The 18,984-nt window shown below is 61.6% G+C and carries 12 protein-coding genes and 1 pseudogene; 11 read left to right on the forward strand and 2 right to left on the reverse strand.

Annotation, left to right across the window (positions count from 1 at the left end):
- Positions 1 to 288 precede the first annotated feature (288 nt).
- The 6 genes from NMD14_13595 to NMD14_13620 all read left to right on the forward strand — a co-directional run bounded on the left by NMD14_13595 (position 289) and on the right by NMD14_13620 (position 8,663).
- Positions 289 to 942, forward strand: coding sequence for a TetR family transcriptional regulator (locus NMD14_13595; protein XEI31797.1), 654 nt, complete (start codon positions 289 to 291; stop codon positions 940 to 942).
- A 48-nt stretch (positions 943 to 990) separates the two neighbouring features.
- Positions 991 to 3,330: an acyl-CoA dehydrogenase gene (locus NMD14_13600; GenBank protein XEI31798.1), complete on the forward strand. Its 2,340-nt coding sequence runs from the start codon at positions 991 to 993 to the stop codon at positions 3,328 to 3,330.
- A gap of 167 nt (positions 3,331 to 3,497) precedes the next feature.
- Entirely contained in the window at positions 3,498 to 6,560 is a 3,063-nt protein-coding gene (locus tag NMD14_13605) for an efflux RND transporter permease subunit (protein XEI31799.1), read from the forward strand.
- 15 nt (positions 6,561 to 6,575) lie between these two features.
- Positions 6,576 to 7,625, forward strand: coding sequence for an efflux RND transporter periplasmic adaptor subunit (locus NMD14_13610; GenBank protein XEI31800.1), 1,050 nt, complete (start codon positions 6,576 to 6,578; stop codon positions 7,623 to 7,625).
- Positions 7,626 to 7,740: 115 nt separating this feature from the next.
- A complete protein-coding gene (gene ruvC, locus NMD14_13615) occupies positions 7,741 to 8,262 on the forward strand; it encodes a crossover junction endodeoxyribonuclease RuvC (GenBank protein XEI31801.1) in 522 nt (173 codons plus the stop codon).
- Positions 8,263 to 8,414: 152 nt separating this feature from the next.
- Positions 8,415 to 8,663 (forward strand): DUF3297 family protein, encoded by a 249-nt coding sequence (locus NMD14_13620; protein XEI31802.1) that lies wholly within the window; start codon positions 8,415 to 8,417, stop codon positions 8,661 to 8,663.
- Positions 8,664 to 8,790: 127 nt separating this feature from the next.
- Here the strand turns inward: NMD14_13620 and NMD14_13625 are convergent, their stop codons facing one another.
- Together NMD14_13625 and puuR are read right to left on the reverse strand one after the other, a co-directional pair.
- Positions 8,791 to 10,068 carry an FAD-binding oxidoreductase gene (locus tag NMD14_13625; GenBank protein ID XEI31803.1) on the reverse strand — a complete coding sequence of 426 codons (1,278 nt, stop codon included), beginning with the start codon at positions 10,066 to 10,068 and terminating at the stop codon, positions 8,791 to 8,793.
- 45 nt (positions 10,069 to 10,113) lie between these two features.
- Positions 10,114 to 10,715 (reverse strand): annotated as a pseudogene (gene puuR, locus NMD14_13630) (HTH-type transcriptional regulator PuuR).
- A 404-nt stretch (positions 10,716 to 11,119) separates the two neighbouring features.
- On the opposite strand from puuR, the gene NMD14_13635 reads away from it, so the two are divergent.
- From NMD14_13635 to NMD14_13655, 5 genes are all read left to right on the forward strand, one after another.
- A complete protein-coding gene (locus NMD14_13635; GenBank protein XEI31804.1) occupies positions 11,120 to 12,583 on the forward strand; it encodes an NAD-dependent succinate-semialdehyde dehydrogenase in 1,464 nt (487 codons plus the stop codon).
- Between the two features lie 180 nt (positions 12,584 to 12,763).
- Complete coding sequence (gene gabT / locus NMD14_13640) at positions 12,764 to 14,056, forward strand: 4-aminobutyrate--2-oxoglutarate transaminase (GenBank protein ID XEI31805.1); 1,293 nt, start codon at positions 12,764 to 12,766, stop codon at positions 14,054 to 14,056.
- A gap of 207 nt (positions 14,057 to 14,263) precedes the next feature.
- Entirely contained in the window at positions 14,264 to 15,586 is a 1,323-nt protein-coding gene (locus NMD14_13645; protein XEI31806.1) for an APC family permease, read from the forward strand.
- A 489-nt stretch (positions 15,587 to 16,075) separates the two neighbouring features.
- Entirely contained in the window at positions 16,076 to 17,383 is a 1,308-nt protein-coding gene (locus NMD14_13650; GenBank protein XEI34768.1) for an APC family permease, read from the forward strand.
- A gap of 305 nt (positions 17,384 to 17,688) precedes the next feature.
- The gene (locus NMD14_13655; GenBank protein XEI31807.1) at positions 17,689 to 18,837 is read left to right on the forward strand and encodes a Na/Pi symporter; all 1,149 of its coding nucleotides are present in this window, start codon (positions 17,689 to 17,691) and stop codon (positions 18,835 to 18,837) included.
- Positions 18,838 to 18,984: the final 147 nt, after the last annotated feature.

Consider the following 18,984-nt stretch of genomic DNA (forward strand, 5'->3'; position numbering starts at 1 on the left):
CGAACTCACTTTCCCCACCGTCGCGCCCTGCGGCGGTTTTTTTGCCTGCAAACCGCAAACCGGTAACAAACGCGCAAAAACAAAAAAAGGCCCAACTAGCATGGTGCAGGTTGGGCGAGACTTAATGTTTAATTGCAGTGGCATAGATATAGAGTCCTGCTTTTTGACTAAGTTCCGCCCACTTTGCTTTTTTCCTCGAAAAACATTCCGCTAACACTCATTCACATTCTCTTGACACTTCACGTTATGAAACGTACTTTTTAAACATTCGTTTAAGTGAGGTGTCCAGTGAGTAAAATCGATACCAAAAACCGTATTCTCGACGCCGCTGAAGTGCTGTTTGCCGAGCGGGGATTCGCCGATACCTCTTTGCGTCTGATCACCAGTGAGGCCGACGTCAATCTGGCATCGGTGAACTATCACTTCGGCTCCAAGAAGGAGCTGATCCAGGCGGTGCTCGACCGTTATCTGAGCCTGTTTATGCCGGATCTCGATGCCCGCCTGCGGGTACTGATGGAGCAGGAGCAGCTGACCCTGCTGCAACTGTTTGAAAGTTTTGTCGAGCCGCTGATGAAGCTATCGGCGGTGCGGGCCAACGGCCCGGCCATCTTCATGCAACTGCTGGGGCGCGGCTATATCGACAGCCAGGGCCACCTGCGCCGTTTTATCACCGCCCACTATGGCCCCATTTTGCAGCGGATCACCCAGGCGATCTCCAAGGCCAATCCGGCGCTGTCTCCAGCGGATCTCTTCTGGCGCCTGCACTTCACCCTGGGCACCGTCGTATTCACCATGGCCTCCGCCGATGCGCTGCGCGACATCGCCCTGGCCGACTTTGGCCAGCAGCTCGATGTGGAAGGGCTGGTGCGCAATGTAATTCCTTATCTGGCGTCCGGTGTCGGGGCGCCCGTGGAGTCGACCAGGCTCTCCCTGGCCGTGTAACAACCAACAATAAATCAACGGAAACAGTGAAATAGAAGGAACTTCGGTATGATCACATTGCTTGTCCTGCTGGTGCTGGCGATAGCCGTTGTGCTCGGCGTGCCCTCCATCCGTAAAAAGGTGGTAACCCGTCCGGTGTTCGGCATCTTCAAGAAGATACTGCCGCCCTTGTCAGCCACCGAGCGGGAGGCCATGGAAGCCGGCTCCGTCTGGTGGGATGGCGAGTTGTTTCGCGGCAACCCCGACTGGAAAAAACTGCACGGCTACGGCAAGGCCGAGCTGACCGCAGAGGAGCAGGCCTTTATCGACAATCAGGTCGAAACCCTGCTCGCCATGGTTGACGACTTCAAGATCGTCAACGAAACCAAAGACCTGCCGGAACCGGTGTGGGACTATCTGAAGAAGGAAGGCTTCTTCTCCCTGATCATCCCGAAATCCTACGGCGGCCGTGAATTCTCGGCGATAGCCAACTCCACCATCGTCACCCGCATTGCGACCAAGAGCCTGAGCGTGGCGGTCACCGTCATGGTGCCGAACTCCCTTGGCCCGGGCGAGCTGCTGATGCACTACGGCACCCAGGCCCAGAAAGATTTCTGGCTGCCGGGGCTGGCCAATGGCAAAGAGGTGCCCTGCTTCGCCCTGACCGGGCCGGAAGCGGGCTCCGATGCGGGCGCCATTCCTGACAAGGGGATCGTCTGCAAAGGGATGCACAAGGGTGAAGAGGTGCTGGGTATTCGCCTCAACTGGAACAAGCGCTACATCACTCTGGCGCCGCGTGCCACCGTGCTGGGGCTGGCGTTCAAACTATATGACCCGGAAAAACTGCTGGGTGACAAGGAGGAGCTGGGCATCACCTGCGCACTCATCCCCACCAGCCACCCGGGTGTGCGCGTTGGCGATCGCCACTACCCCATGGGTCTGGCGTTCCTGAACGGCCCGACCTTCGGCAAGGATGTGTTCATTCCGCTCGACTGGATCATCGGTGGCCCGGATTACGCCGGTCGTGGCTGGCGCATGCTGGTGGAGTGCCTCTCCGCCGGTCGCGGCATCTCGCTGCCTGCCCTTGGCACCGCCTGTGGTCACATGGCGAGCCGCACCGTGGGCGCCTACTCCTATGTGCGCAAGCAATTCGGCATGTCCATCGGTAAGTTTGAAGGGGTGCAAGAGGCACTGGCCCGCATCGGCGGCCTCACCTATCAGCTGGAAGGGGCCCGTCGCATGACCGCCGGTTCCCTGGACTTGGGTCAGGCACCGGCCATCGTCACCGCCATCTCCAAGTACCACATGACCGAAATGGCGCGCCAGATCATGGATGACTCCATGGACATCCACGCCGGTCGTGCCATCCAGCTGGGCCCGAAAAACTACACCGGCTACGCCTACATGGGTATTCCGGTCGCCATCACGGTGGAAGGGGCCAACATCCTGACCCGCAACCTGATGATCTTCGGGCAAGGGGCTACCCGCTGCCACCCGTACGTGTTTGCCGAGCTGGAAGCGGCGGCCGATACCGATGTGGAACGCGGTCTCGAGAAGTTTGACGCCCTGCTGATGAAGCACATCGCCTTCGGCGCCGGCAACTTCTTCGGTTCCCTGTTCCAGGGGCTGACTCTGGGCCAGTTCAACAGCGCACCGGTAGCTGGCGAAACCGCCCGCTACTACAAGCAACTCTCCCGCATGAGTAAAGGGCTGGCCCTGTGCGCCGATGTCTCCATGCTGATGCTGGGTGGCGATCTCAAGCGCAAGGAGATGATCTCCGCCCGCCTGGGTGACGTGCTGAGCCACCTCTATCTGGCCTCCGCCACCCTCAAGCATTACGAGGATCAGGGCCGCATGGTCTCCGACCTGCCGTTCGTGCAGTACGCGGTGGAGCGCAACCTCTACCTGATTGGCAAGGCGTTCGAGGGCTTCTTCCAGAACTTCCCGAACAAGGTGGTGGGTGCCGTACTCAAGCGTGTGGTATTCCCGTTCGGCGTCGGTTACAAGATGCCGGCCGACGATCGCTGCCACGCCATCTGTCTGGCCATGATGAAGCCGGGCGAGTTCCGCGACCGTCTGACCGCCCTCTGCTACGTAGGCAAGGACGAAGCGGATCCGGTCGGTCTGATGGAGCGTGCCTTCCAGGCCATGGTCGCCGTGCAGCCCTACGAGAAGAAGCTGGTACAGGCCCAGAAAGAGGGCAAACTGCCCCGCAAACTGGCCCTGCCGGAGCTGGTTGCCGCTGCGCTGGCCGGTTCCATCCTGAGCAAGGACGAGGCAGACAAGCTGCTGGCCGCCGATGCCCTGCGCTACGAAGCGATTCAGGTAGACAACTTCGCCCCGGGCGAGCTGGAAGGCTTCTCCCAGCAACCAAACAAGCAGCCAAACAAGGTCGATCACGCCGCCTGATCCCCTGGCAAACCAGTACCAAACCGGCCCTCGTGGCCGGTTTTTTTGTTTGTTAACCATGCATTTACAAGCCGGGAGAATTCCAGTTAAATGCTTGAGTCCCTGTTGCAGGGGCTTTGGAAGCAAGGCCAGCGGAATGGCCGATAACAACAACTCAGGAAGAGTGAATGAACCTCGCCAAAACGGCGATCGAACGCCCCATCTGGGTGGCGGTTTCGATCGTGCTGATTTTCCTGCTGGGCCTGCTCAGCATCCGGGGACTGCCGATCCAGCTGTTCCCCGACATCGACCGTCCACACCTCAACATCTCGGTGAACTGGCGTTCCGCCTCGCCGCAAGAGATGGAGTCGGAGATCACCGACCCCATCGAACAGGAGATGCAGGGGATCCAGGGGCTCAAGAGCCTTGTCAGCAACAGCTATCCCGGCTTTACCGAAATCGACATGGAGTTTGCCCTCGGCACCGACATGCAGCGGGCCCAACTCGATGTGATCTCGCGGCTGAACCGGGTCTCGGGATTGCCGGACAAGATCGGCGGCCCCTACGTCAACAACTACAGCAGCAACGATACCCTCACCTTCTTCTTCATCCAGCAGCTGCCCGGTGCCAAAGGGGTGATCGATGATCATCAGGCGCTGATCGAGGCGCGGGTCAAACCCGAGTTGGAGCGCATCGAAGGGGTCTCGACGGTCACGATCGAGGGGATCAACGCGCGCCAGATCCAGATCCGCTTCGACCCCTACCGCGCCGCCGAGCTGGGGGTGGAGATCCCGGTGCTGGCCAGCCGCGCCACCACCGGCTGGGATGTATCAGCCGGTACCCTCGACATCGGTCGCTGGGAGTACAAGCTGCGCTTCGCCGGTCGCTACGATGTCGAGACGCTGGGGGACAAGGTGGTGGACTGGCGCAATGGCCTGCCCATCTATCTGCGGGATGTGGCGGAAGTAAGGGTGGCCAGGGAAGAGAACCCGGTGCTGCGGATCCAGAACGGCAATACCGCCATCGCCGCCCAGATCTTCAAGGAGAGCGGTGCCAATGCCCTGGCCTCCCTTGAGGCGATCAAGGCCCGGGTGAACGAGCTCAACCGCGAGGTGCTGGAGCCGGTCGGGCTGCACATGGAGCAGTCGTTCGATGCCTCCCTCTACATCAATCGCGCCGTCAGCATGGTCACCGCCAACCTGGGGCTCGGGGTGCTGCTCTCCTGCGCCATCCTCTGGCTCTTCCTGCGCCAGCTCAAGGCGACCCTGATGATTGCCCTCGCCATCCCCATCAGCATCATGCTCACCTTCTGCCTGCTCAAGGTGATGGATCGCACCCTCAACATCATCTCGCTGGCGGGCATCGCCTTTGCCGTCGGCATGGTGCTCGATGCCGCCATCGTGGTGCTGGAGAGCATCTACCGGCGCCACGAGCGGGGGGATTTGAGCAAGGCGGAGGCAGCGCTCGAAGGTACCCGTCAGGTGTGGACGGCGCTGGTCGCCTCCACCCTCACCACGGTCGCCATCTTCCTGCCGGTGCTGCTGCTCAATGATGTGGAGGGTCAGCTGTTTGCCGATCTGGCGCTCACCATCGCCTGCGCCGTGACGGTCTCCATGCTGGTCGCCGTCATCGTGCTGCCTGCGGTGGCGGCGCGCTGGATGGGACATGAAACGCTGACCGACCCCTATGAGTCGCTGTGGCAGCGCACTACCCGTCACGTGATCCGCTGGACCTCGACCTCACGCCAGCGCTGGACGGTCATCACCCTGATGATGAGCCTACCGGCACTGGCCACCTGGGCGCTGCTGCCCAAGATGGACTATCTGCCGGACGTGAAACGAGACGCGGTGGATGTCTGGATGAACTTCACCCCCGGGGTCAACCTCAAGGCCCAGCGCGAAGAGGTGATCGATACCCTGATCGCCCGCCTCGCCCCCTACATGAAGGGAGAGAAAGAGCCAGCCCTCAAGAACTACTACATCTTGCGTTACCTGGGGGGCGCCCAGATTGGCGTGCGCCCCAAGGACGAGACCCGCATCAAGGAGCTGGAGAGCCTGTTGATGAAACAGCTGCTGGTGGGTATTCCCGACACCCGGGTGTTCGGCGGTCAGGGGTCGCTGTTTGGCGGCTTTGACAGCGAGAACGGCGTCTCCCTGCTGCTGCAGGGGGGCAACCTGCCCGAGCTCTATCAGGCGGCCCGTGCCAGCATGGGGATCCTCAGCAAGGACCTGCCGGGAGCACAAATCCGGCCCGAGCCGAGTCTCGACTTCACCGCCCCCGAGCTCAAACTGGTGCCGCAAGATCGGCGCCTCGCCGAAGTGGGTTGGGATCGCACGCCCCTGCCCACCATCATCCAGACCTTTGGCGACGGCTTGCGGGTTGGCGAGTATTTCGACGGCGAGGATCGGCTCGACATCATGCTGATGGGGCAGAGCTCCGCCAATCCGGACGAACTGAAGGCAGTGCCGCTGGCTACCCCCTCCGGGCGCATCGTTCCCCTTGGCGAGCTGCTGCGGGTAGAGCACGACATGGGCCCGGCCAGTATCTTCCGGACCGATGGGCGGCGCAGCATCAGCCTGCAGATAGCGCCCCCGGCGGGCATGACCATGGAGCAGGTGCTCGACACTCTGAAAAACCGCAGTTTTGCCGCCATCCGCCCCCTGCTGCCCGCCGGTGGCGAGCTGCGCATTGCCGGCAACGCCGACAGCCTGCAACAGGCGCTCGACAATCTGGGGACCATCTTCCTGTTTGCCGTGGTGATCCTGCTGGTGCTGCTGTGGGGAGTGTTTGCCTCCCTCAAGGATGCCCTGCTGGTGCTGCTCACCCTGCCCCTTGCCTCGGTTGGCGGCGTGCTGGCGCTGCAACTGAGCGGGCTGCTGGTGCCGCTGCCGATGGATCTGCTCACCATCATCGGCTTTGTCATCCTGCTGGGACTGGTGGTCAACAACGCCATCCTGCTGGTGCATCAGACCCGCACGGCGGAGCGGGACGGCATGAGCCGTCAGCTGGCGGTGGCCGATGCCCTGCAAAGCCGGATGCGCCCCATCGCCATGACCAGCCTCACCAGCATCTTCGGCATGCTGCCGCTGATGCTGAGCCCGAGCGAAGGGAGTGAAATTTACCGCGGGCTCGCCACCGTCATTGTCGGCGGCATGAGTTGCAGCACCCTGTTTACCCTGATCCTGTTGCCTGCCTTCCTGCGTCTCGGGGAGCAGGTGGCGATCCCACAACCCCTGCGCCAGCGGGCCTGAGCAAGGAGCTCATCGATGACACATATGATTACCCGAATGTTGGCTGGCGCAGTGCTGATAGCAGGCAGTGCGCTACCGGTATTGGCCGATCAGGGCAAGATGGTGACCCTGGCGGATGTGACCCGAGGGGATGCGGCCGCCAATATCTGGGTCAGCGGCACGGTGGCGAGTCGCCAGCAAGCGGCGCTCAGCGCCGAAGTGAGCGGCCGGGTGGAATGGATCGCCGAATTTGGCAGCCGGGTCAAAAAAGGGGATGAGCTGCTGCGCCTCGACAGCGCGGCACTGCGCCTCTCGCGGGAGCAGGCTCGCGCCGAGCAGGCGAAATGGCAGAGCAACCTGCGCTTCGCTCGCGCCGAATCCCAGCGGATCACCCGGCTGCACCAGCAAAAGAGCGCCTCCCAAAGCCAGTACGACAAGGCCAGCTACGATGTGGAGCAGGCCGCGCTGGCCGAGCGGCTGGCCGCCATACAGGTGAACCAGATTGAGGAACAGCTGCTCCGCAGCCACATCTATGCCCCGTTCGATGGGGTGGTGAACAACCACTTCATCCAGCCTGGCGAGCATGTGGACGCGGGCGAGCAGGCGCTGGAGCTGGTCAACCCGGATCAGCCGGATATCCGCCTGCAGGCCCCCATTCTCTGGGCCCAGCAGCTGGCGCCGCAAACCCGGTTGCGGGTGGAGGGGGAGCAGCTGAGCGGTCACGGCGTCTATTACCAGCGGGCTGCCAGCGCCGATCCCAAATCGCGGCTGATCGAGCTGCGCCTCAAACCGGAAGCAGGCAACTTCATCATCGGCTCGCCGGTACGGGTTGCCCTGCCACTGGGGGATCAGCAGAGCATGCTGCTGCCCCGGGACGCCCTGGTGCTCGGCACCGATGGCAGCGTGGTCTATCAGGTGGCACAGAGCGGCAAGGCGCTCAAGGTGAATCGGGTGCCGGTCACAGTGCTGTTTGGCGACAGCCAGCAGGTGGCGGTGAGCGGCGCCCTCAAACAGGGGGATCGGGTGGTGGTGCGCGGCGCGGGCAGCCTGCAGGATGGCGACACCATAGCGCTGTTCAAGGGTTAACCACGCCTGACACCGGCTGGCCAATCTTTACCCGCTTGACACGGGACATACAGCCAAACGGGCCACAGTTTGCTATCTTGGCGGCCATCACTCGCGTTTAGAGCAATCAACACCCATGAGCATTATTTTGGGCATCGATCCGGGTTCGCGGATCACCGGATACGGGGTTATCCGGGTCGTGGGCGGCAAGGCCGAATACCTTGGCTCTGGCTGCATCCGCACCGATTGCGGCGAGCTGCCGGAACGCCTCAAGCAGGTCTATGACGGGGTATGCGAGATCATTACCCAGTTCAAGCCCACCGAGTTTGCCATCGAGCGGGTCTTTATGGCACGTAACGCCGACTCGGCCCTGAAACTGGGGCAGGCCCGGGGCAGCGCCATCGTTGCCGCGGTCAACGCCTATCTGCCGGTGAGCGAGTACTCCGCCACCCAGATCAAGCAGGCGGTGGTGGGCACCGGCGGCGCAGCCAAGGAGCAGGTGCAGCATATGGTGACCCATCTGCTGAAACTCTCCGCCACCCCGCAGGCGGATGCGGCGGATGCCCTCGGCGTCGCGCTCTGCCACCTGCACACCCGCCAGAGCCTGATCAAGATGGCCGGCCGCGCCAGCAGCTCGGTCCGTGGCCGCTATCGCTGAGCCCGCCTTCGCATCACCTCTGTCAACAGAGCAGGGCCATCCATGATGACGCTGCCCTAATCGAGCCTGCGATGCCTGTTTTGTGGCTGCCTTGAATGCCATGGCGGCATTCTCTACAATGACCCACTTTTTATTCATTTCGGGTTATATCGATGAGCGATACCAGCACCAAACCGGCTCTGCCGGATCACCTCTCCTGCAATCCCCGCAGCCCTCACTATGTGGCCGCCTGCTTCGAGCACCCGATCGGTATTCGCCTGAACGGCAAAGAGCGCACCGATGTCGAGGAGTACTGCATCAGCGAAGGTTGGGTGAAGATCCCCTCCCCCAAGGCACTGGATCGCCGTGGTCAGCCCATCCTGATCAAACTCAAGGGCACCGTTGAAGCCTTCTACAGCTAAACAGCGCGCTGCAGTTTGATAAACAACAAGGCCACCCTCGCGGTGGCCTTGTTGTTTCCGGCATTGGTGCTGGCATCTGTGCTCGCAGAGCGGCAAGCACCAGCCCACATCTATTGCAAGGCGGCCCTTATACCCCCAACCGGTCGCGCAAGGTGTACCAGGCGGCGCCAGCGGCGGTGAAGGGAATACGGAACAGCCGCCCCCCCGGGAAGGGGTAGTGTGGCAGTTTGGCAAAGGCATCGAAGCGCTCCGCCTGACCACTCAGCACTTCGGAGAGTAGCTTGCCCGCCAGATGGGTGCAGGTGACGCCATGGCCGCTGTAGCCCTGCATGTAGTAGATGTTGGGGCCGATGCGGCCAAATTGCGGCAGCCGCGACAGGGTGAGCAGGAAGTTGCCGGTCCAGGTGTACTCCACCTTGACGTCCGCCAGCTGAGGGAACGTTTTCAGCATCTTGGGGATGATCAGCCGCTCGATATCCGCCGGATCCCGCGCGCCATAGACCACGCCGCCGCCATAGATCAGCCGGTGATCACCGGAGGTGCGGTAGTAGTCGAGCAGGTAGTTGCTATCCTCCAGACAGTAGTTTTGCGGCAACAAGGAGCGGGCCCGCTCCTCCCCCAGTACTTCGGTGGCGATCACCTGGGTACCGCAGGGCATGCTCTTGCCCGCCAGCTCGGGCACCAGATTGCCGAGGTAGGCGTTGCCCGCCACTACCACAAAGCGCGCCTTTACCGCCCCCTTGGCGGTCTTGACCAGGGCGGGCTGTCCCGGGGTGATGCTGGTGACGGCGGATTGTTCAAAGATCTGCCCTCCCTGCATGCGGATCGCTTCGGCTTCTCCCAATGCCAGATTGAGGGGGTGGATATGGCCACCGCTCTTGTCGAGCAGGGCGCCTACGTAGCGATCGCTCGCGACCACCTCGCGCACCCCCTTGGCATCGAGCAGCTCCAGCTGGTCATTGCCCCACTTCTGCCAGCGGGCGTATTGGGATGTGAGCTCGTGCAGCTGCTTCTCGGTCTCGGCGGCAAAGACGCCCCCCTGCTGCAGATCGCACTGAATGTTGTAGCGCTTGATCCGCTCGCGGATGATCTGGCCCCCCTCAAACAACATGGAACCGAGCAGCCTGGCCTGATCCGGCGGGCAGTTCGCTTCTATGGTGTCGATGTCGCGGCTGTAGGAGTTGACGATCTGGCCGCCATTGCGGCCGCTGGCGCCAAAACCGACCCGGGCAGCCTCCAGCACCACCACCTTGTAGCCCTTCTCCACCAAATGCAGGGCGCTGGAGAGGCCGGTATAACCCGCCCCGATGACGCAGACATCACACTCCAGCTGCTCGGTCAGTGTCGGGTAGGGCGCGTGTTTATTGGCGCTGGCTGCGTAGTAACTGTTTACATGTTCGGTCATGATCCCTGTTTCCTTACCGGTTCGGTTGCCAAACTACTGCCTAGATTAAAAACTGGCCGGGGTATGGGCGCTGACGATGCGACAGGTCTCCCCCGACGGATTGCTGAAGCTGTGGGGCTCGCCGGTGTCGATCACATAGCTGTCGCCCGCTTCCAGCGGATAACTCTGGCCCGCCACCGTCAGGACCACTGATCCCTCCAGCACGGTGCCGACCTCCTCCCCCTGATGGGTCACCTGACCGCCGGTGTCGGTGCCGGGGGGATAGGTCTCCAGCATAAAGCCGAGCTGGCGGCGGTTGTTGCCGTTGTGTACCAGCTTGAGGGAGACCCCTGACTGCCCAGCTCGATCAGCTGATCCGCCTTGATCACCACCTCCGGGGTGCGGCTCTCCTCCTCGGCGAAGAAGCGCGATAGCGGCAGACCATAGACGGTGAGCAGCTTTTGCAGAGAGGCGACCGAGGGGCTTACCTTGTCCTGCTCGATCATGCAGATGGCGCCGTGGGTCAGGCCGCTCAGCTCGGCTACCCGCCGCTGGGAGAGCCCCAGCTGATGGCGCACCGCCGCCAGCCGTTCTCCCATGCTGCGCGCCCCTGCGTCAGTCGCACTCAACGGTCGAGCTACGCCCTCCCTGCTCTGCGGTCCGCTCATGGCAAACCCCCTCTTGTTGCGCTATCTCTGCGTCCTTGCATCATCAACACCTCCTGCTCGCACCGGGTAACGCATCGCCTGTCACCCGCTGGTTAAAATAGCCGACCAGCTTTCCCTTGCCGTTCACTATGTTACACAGCGCAACCGTTCATTATTTTGCACACCCGATTTCACCACTCATCATCACACGCCCTGTCTCGACGAGGTAAACTGGGCTACACAGCCCATTTTCTAGCATGACACCACCTAACAATTCAAATATATTTAACACTTGAAAAACATTTCAGCTCAATTTATGGTCTTCCTGTGCTTATTATTTTATACGGCGGCAATGCAGAAAGGGCCGGTACATACCGGCAATCAGCTGCCCTGACCCACACTCGAGGCTTGCTATGTCAGGAACAATGACAGGAACAACTACCGATTCCAGCTTGATCAAATCCCGCGCCTATATAGATGGACAGTGGTGCGATGCCGCCAGCGGCCGCACCTTCGAGGTGACCAACCCAGCCAGTGGTGCCGTGATTACCCAGGTGCCCGACATGGATGCCGAGGATACCCGCCGCGCCATCGCGGCCGCCCACGCGGCGCAACCCGCCTGGGCGGCGCTGACCGCCAAGGAGCGCAGCAACAAACTCTACGCCTGGTTTGCTGCCATCACCGCCCACAGCGATGAGCTGGCCCGCATCATGACCTGCGAGCAGGGCAAACCGCTGGCGGAAGCCAAAGGGGAAGTGGTCTACGGCGCCAGCTTTATCCAGTGGTTCGCCGAAGAGGGCAAGCGCGCCTATGGCCGCACCATTCCGGGTTTCTCCAGCGACCGGCGTCTGGCTACCATCAAGCAGCCGGTGGGCGTGGTCGCCGCCATCACCCCGTGGAACTTCCCCATTGCCATGATCACCCGCAAGGCGGGTCCGGCGCTGGCCGCCGGTTGCACTATCGTCATCAAACCCGCCGCAGAAACGCCGCTCTGCGCGCTGGCGCTGGCGGTGTTGGCCGAGCAGGCGGGCATCCCCGCCGGGGTCATCAATATCGTCACCAGCCATCAGGCGAGCGCGGTAGGCAACGAGCTGTGCAGCAATCCGGTGGTGCGCAAGCTCTCCTTCACCGGCTCCACCCGCATCGGCAAGCTGCTGATGCGCCAGTGCGCCGACACCATGAAAAAGCTGTCGCTGGAGCTGGGTGGCAACGCCCCCTTTATCGTCTTTGATGACGCCGACCTCGATGCCGCCGTGGCCGGGGCGCTTGCCTCCAAATACCGCAACGCCGGGCAGACCTGCGTCTGTGCCAACCGGATTCTGGTGCAGGCCAGCGTCTATGACGCCTTCGCCGAGAAGCTCACCGCCGCGGTCACCGCTTTCAAGGTGGGAGATGGCATGGCGGAGGGCAGCCAGATCGGCCCGCTCATCAACCCCGCCGCCGCCAGCAAGGTGGCCGAGCTGGTGCAACAATCGGTCGCCGCCGGTGCCGAAGTGCTGCTGGGGGGCGAAGCTCACCCCGCTGGCCCCCTCTTCTACCGCCCCACCATTTTGGGCAAGGTGGATAAAACCAACCCCATCCTGCAGGAGGAGATCTTCGGCCCGGTCGCCCCGCTGGTGCGCTTCGAGACGGAAGCCGAGGCCATCGCCATTGCCAACGACACCCCCTACGGGCTCGCCGCCTACTTCTATGGCCGCGACATCGCCCGGGTCTGGCGCGTCGCCGAGCAGCTGGAGTACGGCATGGTCGGCATCAACGAGGGGATCATCTCCACCGAGCTGGCCCCCTTTGGCGGCATCAAGGAGTCGGGTCTGGGCCGTGAAGGGGCTGCCGAGGGGCTGGAGGAGTATCTGGAGACCAAATACCTCTGCTTTGGCGCCATTCGCTAGGGCAATAGCAACAAAGGGCATCGCATTTACAGATGCCTTTTTGCTGCAACCCATCGTTTTGATAGATAGAGGCAGATACAGCTGACCAATCCAATCGGCTGGTCGACGACAACGGGCGGTTTACCGCCTGCCACATTGTTTCAGGGAATATCGGGGGCTGCGGCCCCTCAGGGAGGAAAGATGAGTCAGTCAGAATCAAACAAGGCGTGGCAAGCGCGCCGCGAAGCGGCCGTGGTCAACGGCGTCGGCACCCTGCTGCCGGTCTTTATCGACCGTGCGCAAAATGCCGAGCTGTGGGATGTAGAGGGCAACCGCTATATCGACTTTGCCTCCGGCATCGCCGTGCTCAACACCGGCCACAACCACCCCAAAGTGGTGGCGGCGGTGCGTGAACAGCTGGAAAAATTCAGCCACACCTGCTTCCAGGTCACCCCTTACCCGGGCTATATCGAGCTTGCCGAGAAGCTCAATGCCCTGGTGCCCGGCCCGACTCCGAAGCGCACCCTGTTTCTCTCCACCGGCGCCGAAGCGGTCGAGAACGCCATCAAGATTGCCCGCGCCCACACCGGCCGCAGCGGCACCATCGCCTTCAAGGGGGGCTTTCACGGCCGCACCATGATGGGCATGGCGCTCACCGGCAAGGTGGTGCCCTACAAAACCGGCTTCGGCCCCTTCCCGGGGGAGGTCTATCACCTGCCCTTCCCGAGCGACTATCTGGGGGTGACGGAAGAGGATGCCCTGCACGCCCTCGACCTCTGCTTCAGTGCCGACATCGAACCGAGCCGGGTTGCCGCCATCATCATCGAGCCGGTACAGGGCGAAGGGGGCTTCTACCCCGCCTCCCCGAGCTTTATGCAGAAGTTGCGCAGCGTGTGCGATCAGCACGGCATCCTGCTGATCTGCGACGAGATCCAGAGCGGTTTTTGCCGTACCGGCAAGACCTTCGCCACCGAATATGCAGGCATCGAGCCGGATATCATGACGCTGGCCAAGAGTCTGGCCGGCGGCTTCCCGCTCTCTGCCGTGGTGGGCAAGGCGGAGGTGATGAACGCCGCCAAGCCGGGTGGTCTGGGCGGCACCTATGCCGGCTCCCCCATCGCCTGCGCCGCCGCCCTAGCGGTGCTGGAGGTAATAGAGGAGGAGCATCTCAACCAGCAGGCCCAGGCTCAAGGCGAGCAGATCAAGGCCCGCCTGCAGCAGTTGGCCGAGCGTTTTGACTGTATCGGCGACATCCGCGGCCCCGGCGCCATGGTGGCCATGGAGCTGGTAAAACGGCGTGATGCCAGCCAGCCCGATCCCGACCTCACCAAGCGACTGGTGGCCGAGGCAGGCAAGCGTGGGCTGGTGCTGCTGGCCTGCGGCGTGCGTGCCAACGTCATCCGCTTCCTGGCGCCCCTCACCGCCTCTCCGGCCTTGATCGAGGAGGGACTGGGTCTACTGGAACAGGCATTCACGGCCGCCAGTCAAGGCTAGACCCGCACTGTTTGCCGGTCGGAGGAAAAATACCGCCAGATAACCGCAGGCCGCCCATCGCGGACGGCCTGCTCGTACGGTATCATCGCCGCCCTAAAAAATGATGACAGTAGCGCTTGGTTCCCTTCAAGGCCGAGGCCCACTGTCACTGCGCCTGCGCCTGCCTGCTGCGCTGGTAATAAACAATAAATTCAAGGAGATAGGCCAATGGCTCCACGCCCGGCTCGATTGAAGCAAACCCTCACCCTGTGGCAAGTGGTGGTGATGGGATTGGCCTACATGACCCCCATGGTGGTGTTCGATACCTTCGGCATCGTCACCGACATCACCCACGGTCATGTCACCACTGCCTACCTGCTGGCCCTGGTCGGCGTGCTCTTTACCGCCACCAGCTACAGCCAGATGGTGCGTCACTATCCCTCGGCAGGCTCGGCCTACACCTATGCCCAGAAGGAGTTCTCCCCCGTGGTGGGCTTTATGGTGGGTTGGTCCTCCCTGCTGGACTACGTTTTCCTGCCGATGATCAACATGCTGCTGGCCAAGATCTACCTGAGCGCGCTGTTTCCTGACGTAGAGCCCTGGATCTTCATCTGCGCCATGACCACCCTGATGACCATCATCAACCTGCGCGGCATCGATCTGGTAGCCAACCTCAACGGCATCATCATACTGATCCAGATCGCCATCATTGTGGTGTTCCTGGCCCTGATTGGCTATGGCATAGCCCAGGGGAGGGGGGGGGCCGTCAGCCTGCAACCCGTCTATAGTGCCAATGCTGAGGTATTGCCGCTACTGACCGGCGCCACCATCCTCTGTTTCTCCTTCCTGGGTTTTGACAGCCTGAGCGCCCTGTGCGAAGAGACGCCGGAAGCGGGCAAGGTGATCCCCAAGGCCATCTTCCTGACCGCGCTGCTGGGGGGCCTCATCTTCGTAGTGGTAGCCTATGCCCTGCAGCTCTATTTCCCGGATGCCTCCCGCTTCAAGGAGCCGGATGCCGTGCTGCCGGAGATCGCCCTCTACGTGGGCGGCAAGCTGTTCCAGAGCGTGGTGCTGGTATGCGCCTGCGTCGCCGTACTGGCATCTGGGCTCTCCTCCCACGCAGGAGTATCACGCATCCTCTATGTCATGGGACGGGACAAGGTGCTGCCCCAGCGCACCTTCGGCTACATACACCCCAAGTGGCAGACCCCGGTGTTCAACATTTTGCTGGTGGGCCTGCTGGCGCTGTCGGCCATCAGCTTCGATCTGGAAATTGCCCTGGCCCTGATCAACTTCGGCGCTCTGGTAGCCTTTACCGTGGTCAATCTGTCGGTGATCGCCTGCTATTACGTGCGTCAGGGGCACAACAAGACCCTCAGGGATCACCTGCAATATCTGGTGCTGCCTCTGTGCGGGGCTGGGACTGTCGCGATTCTCTGGTTCAATCTGGAACAAACCTCCCTTATCCTCGGCCTTATCTGGGCGGGCATAGGGGGAATTTATCTGTTTTTACGCACCACTTTCTGGCGCGTATCCTTGCCGACCTACTGAGCCGTACCCCCTGCCACGTCTGGGCTGGCGTCCATCTCCCATACACCGGAATGGACGCCATTTATTGATATAAACCAGGTCATTGATAATTCTCTTGCCTGGAATGGCCTTAGTGGCTTGTCTTCCCCCCCCATCTGGGGCAAAATCCCGCCGCTTTCATAACCGATGTGATCCCACATCGGTTATTTTCATTTTGAAAAAAATCAATACCACTCGAGGCCGGAACAATTCCGGAAATGATATCGAGGTTCAGATGAACCTAATGCCGCAATGAGGAAAAATATGGGGCTCTTGTTTGCTTTGTCTCCGGTCGCCACCGGAACCTGCTTTGGTCGTCGCGCGACCAATGTCTGGGGTTTGCATACCGATGTTGTGAGTACGCGAGAACCCGGTCCCATGGCCTCAAGCCATTCCACTTCCTGCCATCCGAGCAAGGAGGAAGCCTGAGTGAGCCAGCAGCAACCCATTCGTCTGAAGAAAACCCTCAACATGTGGCAGGTAGTGGTGATGGGCCTCGCCTATCTGACCCCCATGGCAGTGTTCGACACCTTCGCCATCGTCGGTGACATCACCGATGGCCGGGTCGCCACCGCCTATCTGCTGGCTCTGGGTGGCATCCTGCTCACCGCCTTCAGCTATGGTCATCTGGTGCGCAAGTTCCCCTCTGCGGGATCTGCCTATACCTACGCCCAGAAGGTGTTCAACCCCTATGTCGGTTTCATGGTCGGCTGGTCATCCCTGCTCGACTACATGTTTATGCCGATGATCAATATCCTCTTGGCCAAGATCTATCTCAGCGCACTATTTCCGGGCGTCGAGCCCTGGGTGTTCATCTTCGGTCTGGTGACCGTGATGACCTTCCTGAACCTGCGCGGCATCAATCTGGTGGCCAACTTCAACGGTCTGATCGTGGTGATCCAGCTGGCCATCATCACCCTCTTTATCGGCCTGATGGCGTGGGGCATCTACCACGGCGAAGGGGCTGGCACCCTGATGAGCAGCCGTCCGTTCCACTTCGAGTCAGCACAGCTGGTACCGCTCTTTACCGGTGCGACCATCCTCTGCTTCTCGTTCCTGGGCTTTGACGGTCTGAGCTCGCTCTGCGAAGAGACCCCGAACGCTGGCAAGGTGATCCCCAAGGCGATCGTGCTGACGGCTCTCATCGGCGGCGTCATCTTCGTGGTGGTCTCCTACTGCCTGCAGCTCTACTTCCCGAGCCTCGCCCGCTTCCAGCATCCGGATGCGGTACTGCCGGAGATCGCGCTCTACGTTGGCGGCACCTTCTTCCAGTCCGTGGTTCTGGTCTGCACCACGGTCGCGGTACTGGCCTCCGGCATGGCGGCTCACGCCGGCGTCTCGCGCATCCTCTACGTGATGGGGCGTGACCGGATGATCCCGGAGCGGGTGTTTGGCTACATCCACCCGAAATACCGCACTCCGGCCATCAACGTGCTGATGGTGGGCGGTCTGGCCCTCTCCGCCGTGTCATTTGATCTGGATACCGCGCTGGCGCTGGTCAACTTCGGCGCACTGGTGGCGTTCAGCTTCGTCAACCTGTCGGTGATCGGTCAGTTCTGGGTTCGCGAGAAGCGCAATAAGACCCTCAAGGACCACATCGTCTATCTGCTGATGCCGCTGCTCGGCGCCGCCACCATCGGTGCCCTGTGGATCAACCTGGAGCAGAGCTCGCTGGAGCTGGGCCTGATCTGGGCTGGCCTCGGCGCGACCTATCTGTTCCTGCGTCTGGCGGTGTTCCGCATCCCGTTCCGTCAGTACGAGGAAGCGGCTGACGCCTGATCCTTTGCTGATAACGGATAGACAGAAGGGGAGCCATGGCTCCCCTTCTGCTATTTGATGGGCTGAAGATGGGGCACGACTATTGCCACACCACTCTCCCGCTACCTGTCGGTATAGGCTGACACGGAACAGATAGGGCGAATGAATCCACCAACCATACCAAGCGTCGCATGGCGAGCAAGCCACCAAAGCAAGTCATAAAACCATCACAAAAGTGTCACTTTGTCATATTTCTGTCATTTACCACTGATTAAATGCGCGGGTCATCAACTACCCAAGACGGAACGACCGTCTCAAGAGGCTTTATGCAACACCATCACTCCTTGTCACAGCCGCCCGCGACCCGCGCCCTGTTCAACTGGATGAGTGTCATCGTACTGGTCTACCTGATCCTGGTCGCCGTGGGCGCCATCTCCCACGGCTTCAAAGATTTCTCCGGCGGCGCCGAGGGCGCAGCCCAGATCTTCGCCTTTGCCAACAACCCCTTTGTCGCCCTGCTGCTGGGTATTCTCGCTACCGCGCTGGTGCAATCCTCCAGCACCGTCACCTCGGTGATCGTCGGTCTGGTGGCTGGCGGCCTGCCCATCAGCATGGCCATCCCCATGGTGATGGGTGCCAACCTCGGCACCACCATCACCAACACCATCGTCTCCATGGGCCATGTGCGGGATCGCGCCGAGTTCCGCCGCGCCTTCGCCGCCGCCACCGTGCACGACTTTTTCAACCTGCTGGCGGTGTTCATCTTCCTGCCGCTGGAGCTGATGTTCAGCCTGCTGCAACATAGCGCCGAGTGGCTGGCCAACCTGCTGGTAGGCTCCGCCAACATGTCGATGAAGGGCATGGATTTCATGAAGCCGCTGACCGCACCGGCCCAGCAGCTGATTGACAGCGCCGTCGCCTTCCTGCCGGGCAAGGGTGCCGCCATCGCCACCATCATCATCGGTATTCTGCTGATCCTCGCCTGCGTCACTTATCTGGGCAAAGTACTGCAACAGGTACTGGTTGGCCGTGCCAAAGAGGTGCTGCACAAAGCGCTGGGCCGTGGCCCGCTGACCGGCATCACCTCGGGTGCGCTGGTGACCATCATGGTGCAGTCCTCCTCTACCACCACCAGCCTGATGATCCCGCTGGCCGGCGGCGGCGTGTTCAGCACCCGTCAGCTCTACCCCTTCACGCTGGGGGCCAATATCGGCACCACCATCACCGCCCTGCTGGCTGCCACCGCCATCAGCGGAGCCGGAGCCCAGCTGGCCCTGACCATCGCGCTGGTCCACGTGCTGTTCAACGTCTTCGCCGTGGTGCTCATCTATGGCATCCCCTTGCTGCGTGACCTGCCGGTGCGCGCCGCCGAAGGGCTGGCCCGGGTCGGCAGCGAGAACAAGCTGCTGGCACTGGGTTATGTGGCGGGTCTCTTCTTCGCCCTGCCCGCCCTGATGATGGTGGCAGCCAAGTAAGCGCCGCCACCATGACAAGGGGCGAGTCACCGACTCGCCCCTTTTTGCGCCTGCGTCACCGGGCTTTGCATGCCCGCTCACATCCTCCCGCCCTGTGGCTCGCCATCGGGGGCGGTGCGCGATAAGATGGCGCCCTCATTGCACTTT

Source organism: Aeromonas veronii, assembly GCA_041319085.1.
Taxonomy (GTDB): domain Bacteria; phylum Pseudomonadota; class Gammaproteobacteria; order Enterobacterales; family Aeromonadaceae; genus Aeromonas; species Aeromonas veronii_F.

What these genes read in the sequence shown, in the direction of transcription:
- NMD14_13600 (XEI31798.1), top strand. Translation starts at nt 991, where the DNA reads ATGATCACATTGCTTGTCCTGCTGGTGCTGGCGATAGCCGTTGTGCTC.
- NMD14_13605 (XEI31799.1), top strand. Translation starts at nt 3,498, where the DNA reads ATGAACCTCGCCAAAACGGCGATCGAACGCCCCATCTGGGTGGCGGTT.
- NMD14_13610 (XEI31800.1), top strand. Translation starts at nt 6,576, where the DNA reads ATGACACATATGATTACCCGAATGTTGGCTGGCGCAGTGCTGATAGCA.
- ruvC (XEI31801.1), top strand. Translation starts at nt 7,741, where the DNA reads ATGAGCATTATTTTGGGCATCGATCCGGGTTCGCGGATCACCGGATAC.
- NMD14_13620 (XEI31802.1), top strand. Translation starts at nt 8,415, where the DNA reads ATGAGCGATACCAGCACCAAACCGGCTCTGCCGGATCACCTCTCCTGC.
- NMD14_13625 (XEI31803.1), bottom strand. Translation starts at nt 10,068, where the DNA reads ATGACCGAACATGTAAACAGTTACTACGCAGCCAGCGCCAATAAACAC.
- NMD14_13635 (XEI31804.1), top strand. Translation starts at nt 11,120, where the DNA reads ATGACAGGAACAACTACCGATTCCAGCTTGATCAAATCCCGCGCCTAT.
- gabT (XEI31805.1), top strand. Translation starts at nt 12,764, where the DNA reads ATGAGTCAGTCAGAATCAAACAAGGCGTGGCAAGCGCGCCGCGAAGCG.
- NMD14_13645 (XEI31806.1), top strand. Translation starts at nt 14,264, where the DNA reads ATGGCTCCACGCCCGGCTCGATTGAAGCAAACCCTCACCCTGTGGCAA.
- NMD14_13650 (XEI34768.1), top strand. Translation starts at nt 16,076, where the DNA reads ATGTGGCAGGTAGTGGTGATGGGCCTCGCCTATCTGACCCCCATGGCA.
- NMD14_13655 (XEI31807.1), top strand. Translation starts at nt 17,689, where the DNA reads ATGCAACACCATCACTCCTTGTCACAGCCGCCCGCGACCCGCGCCCTG.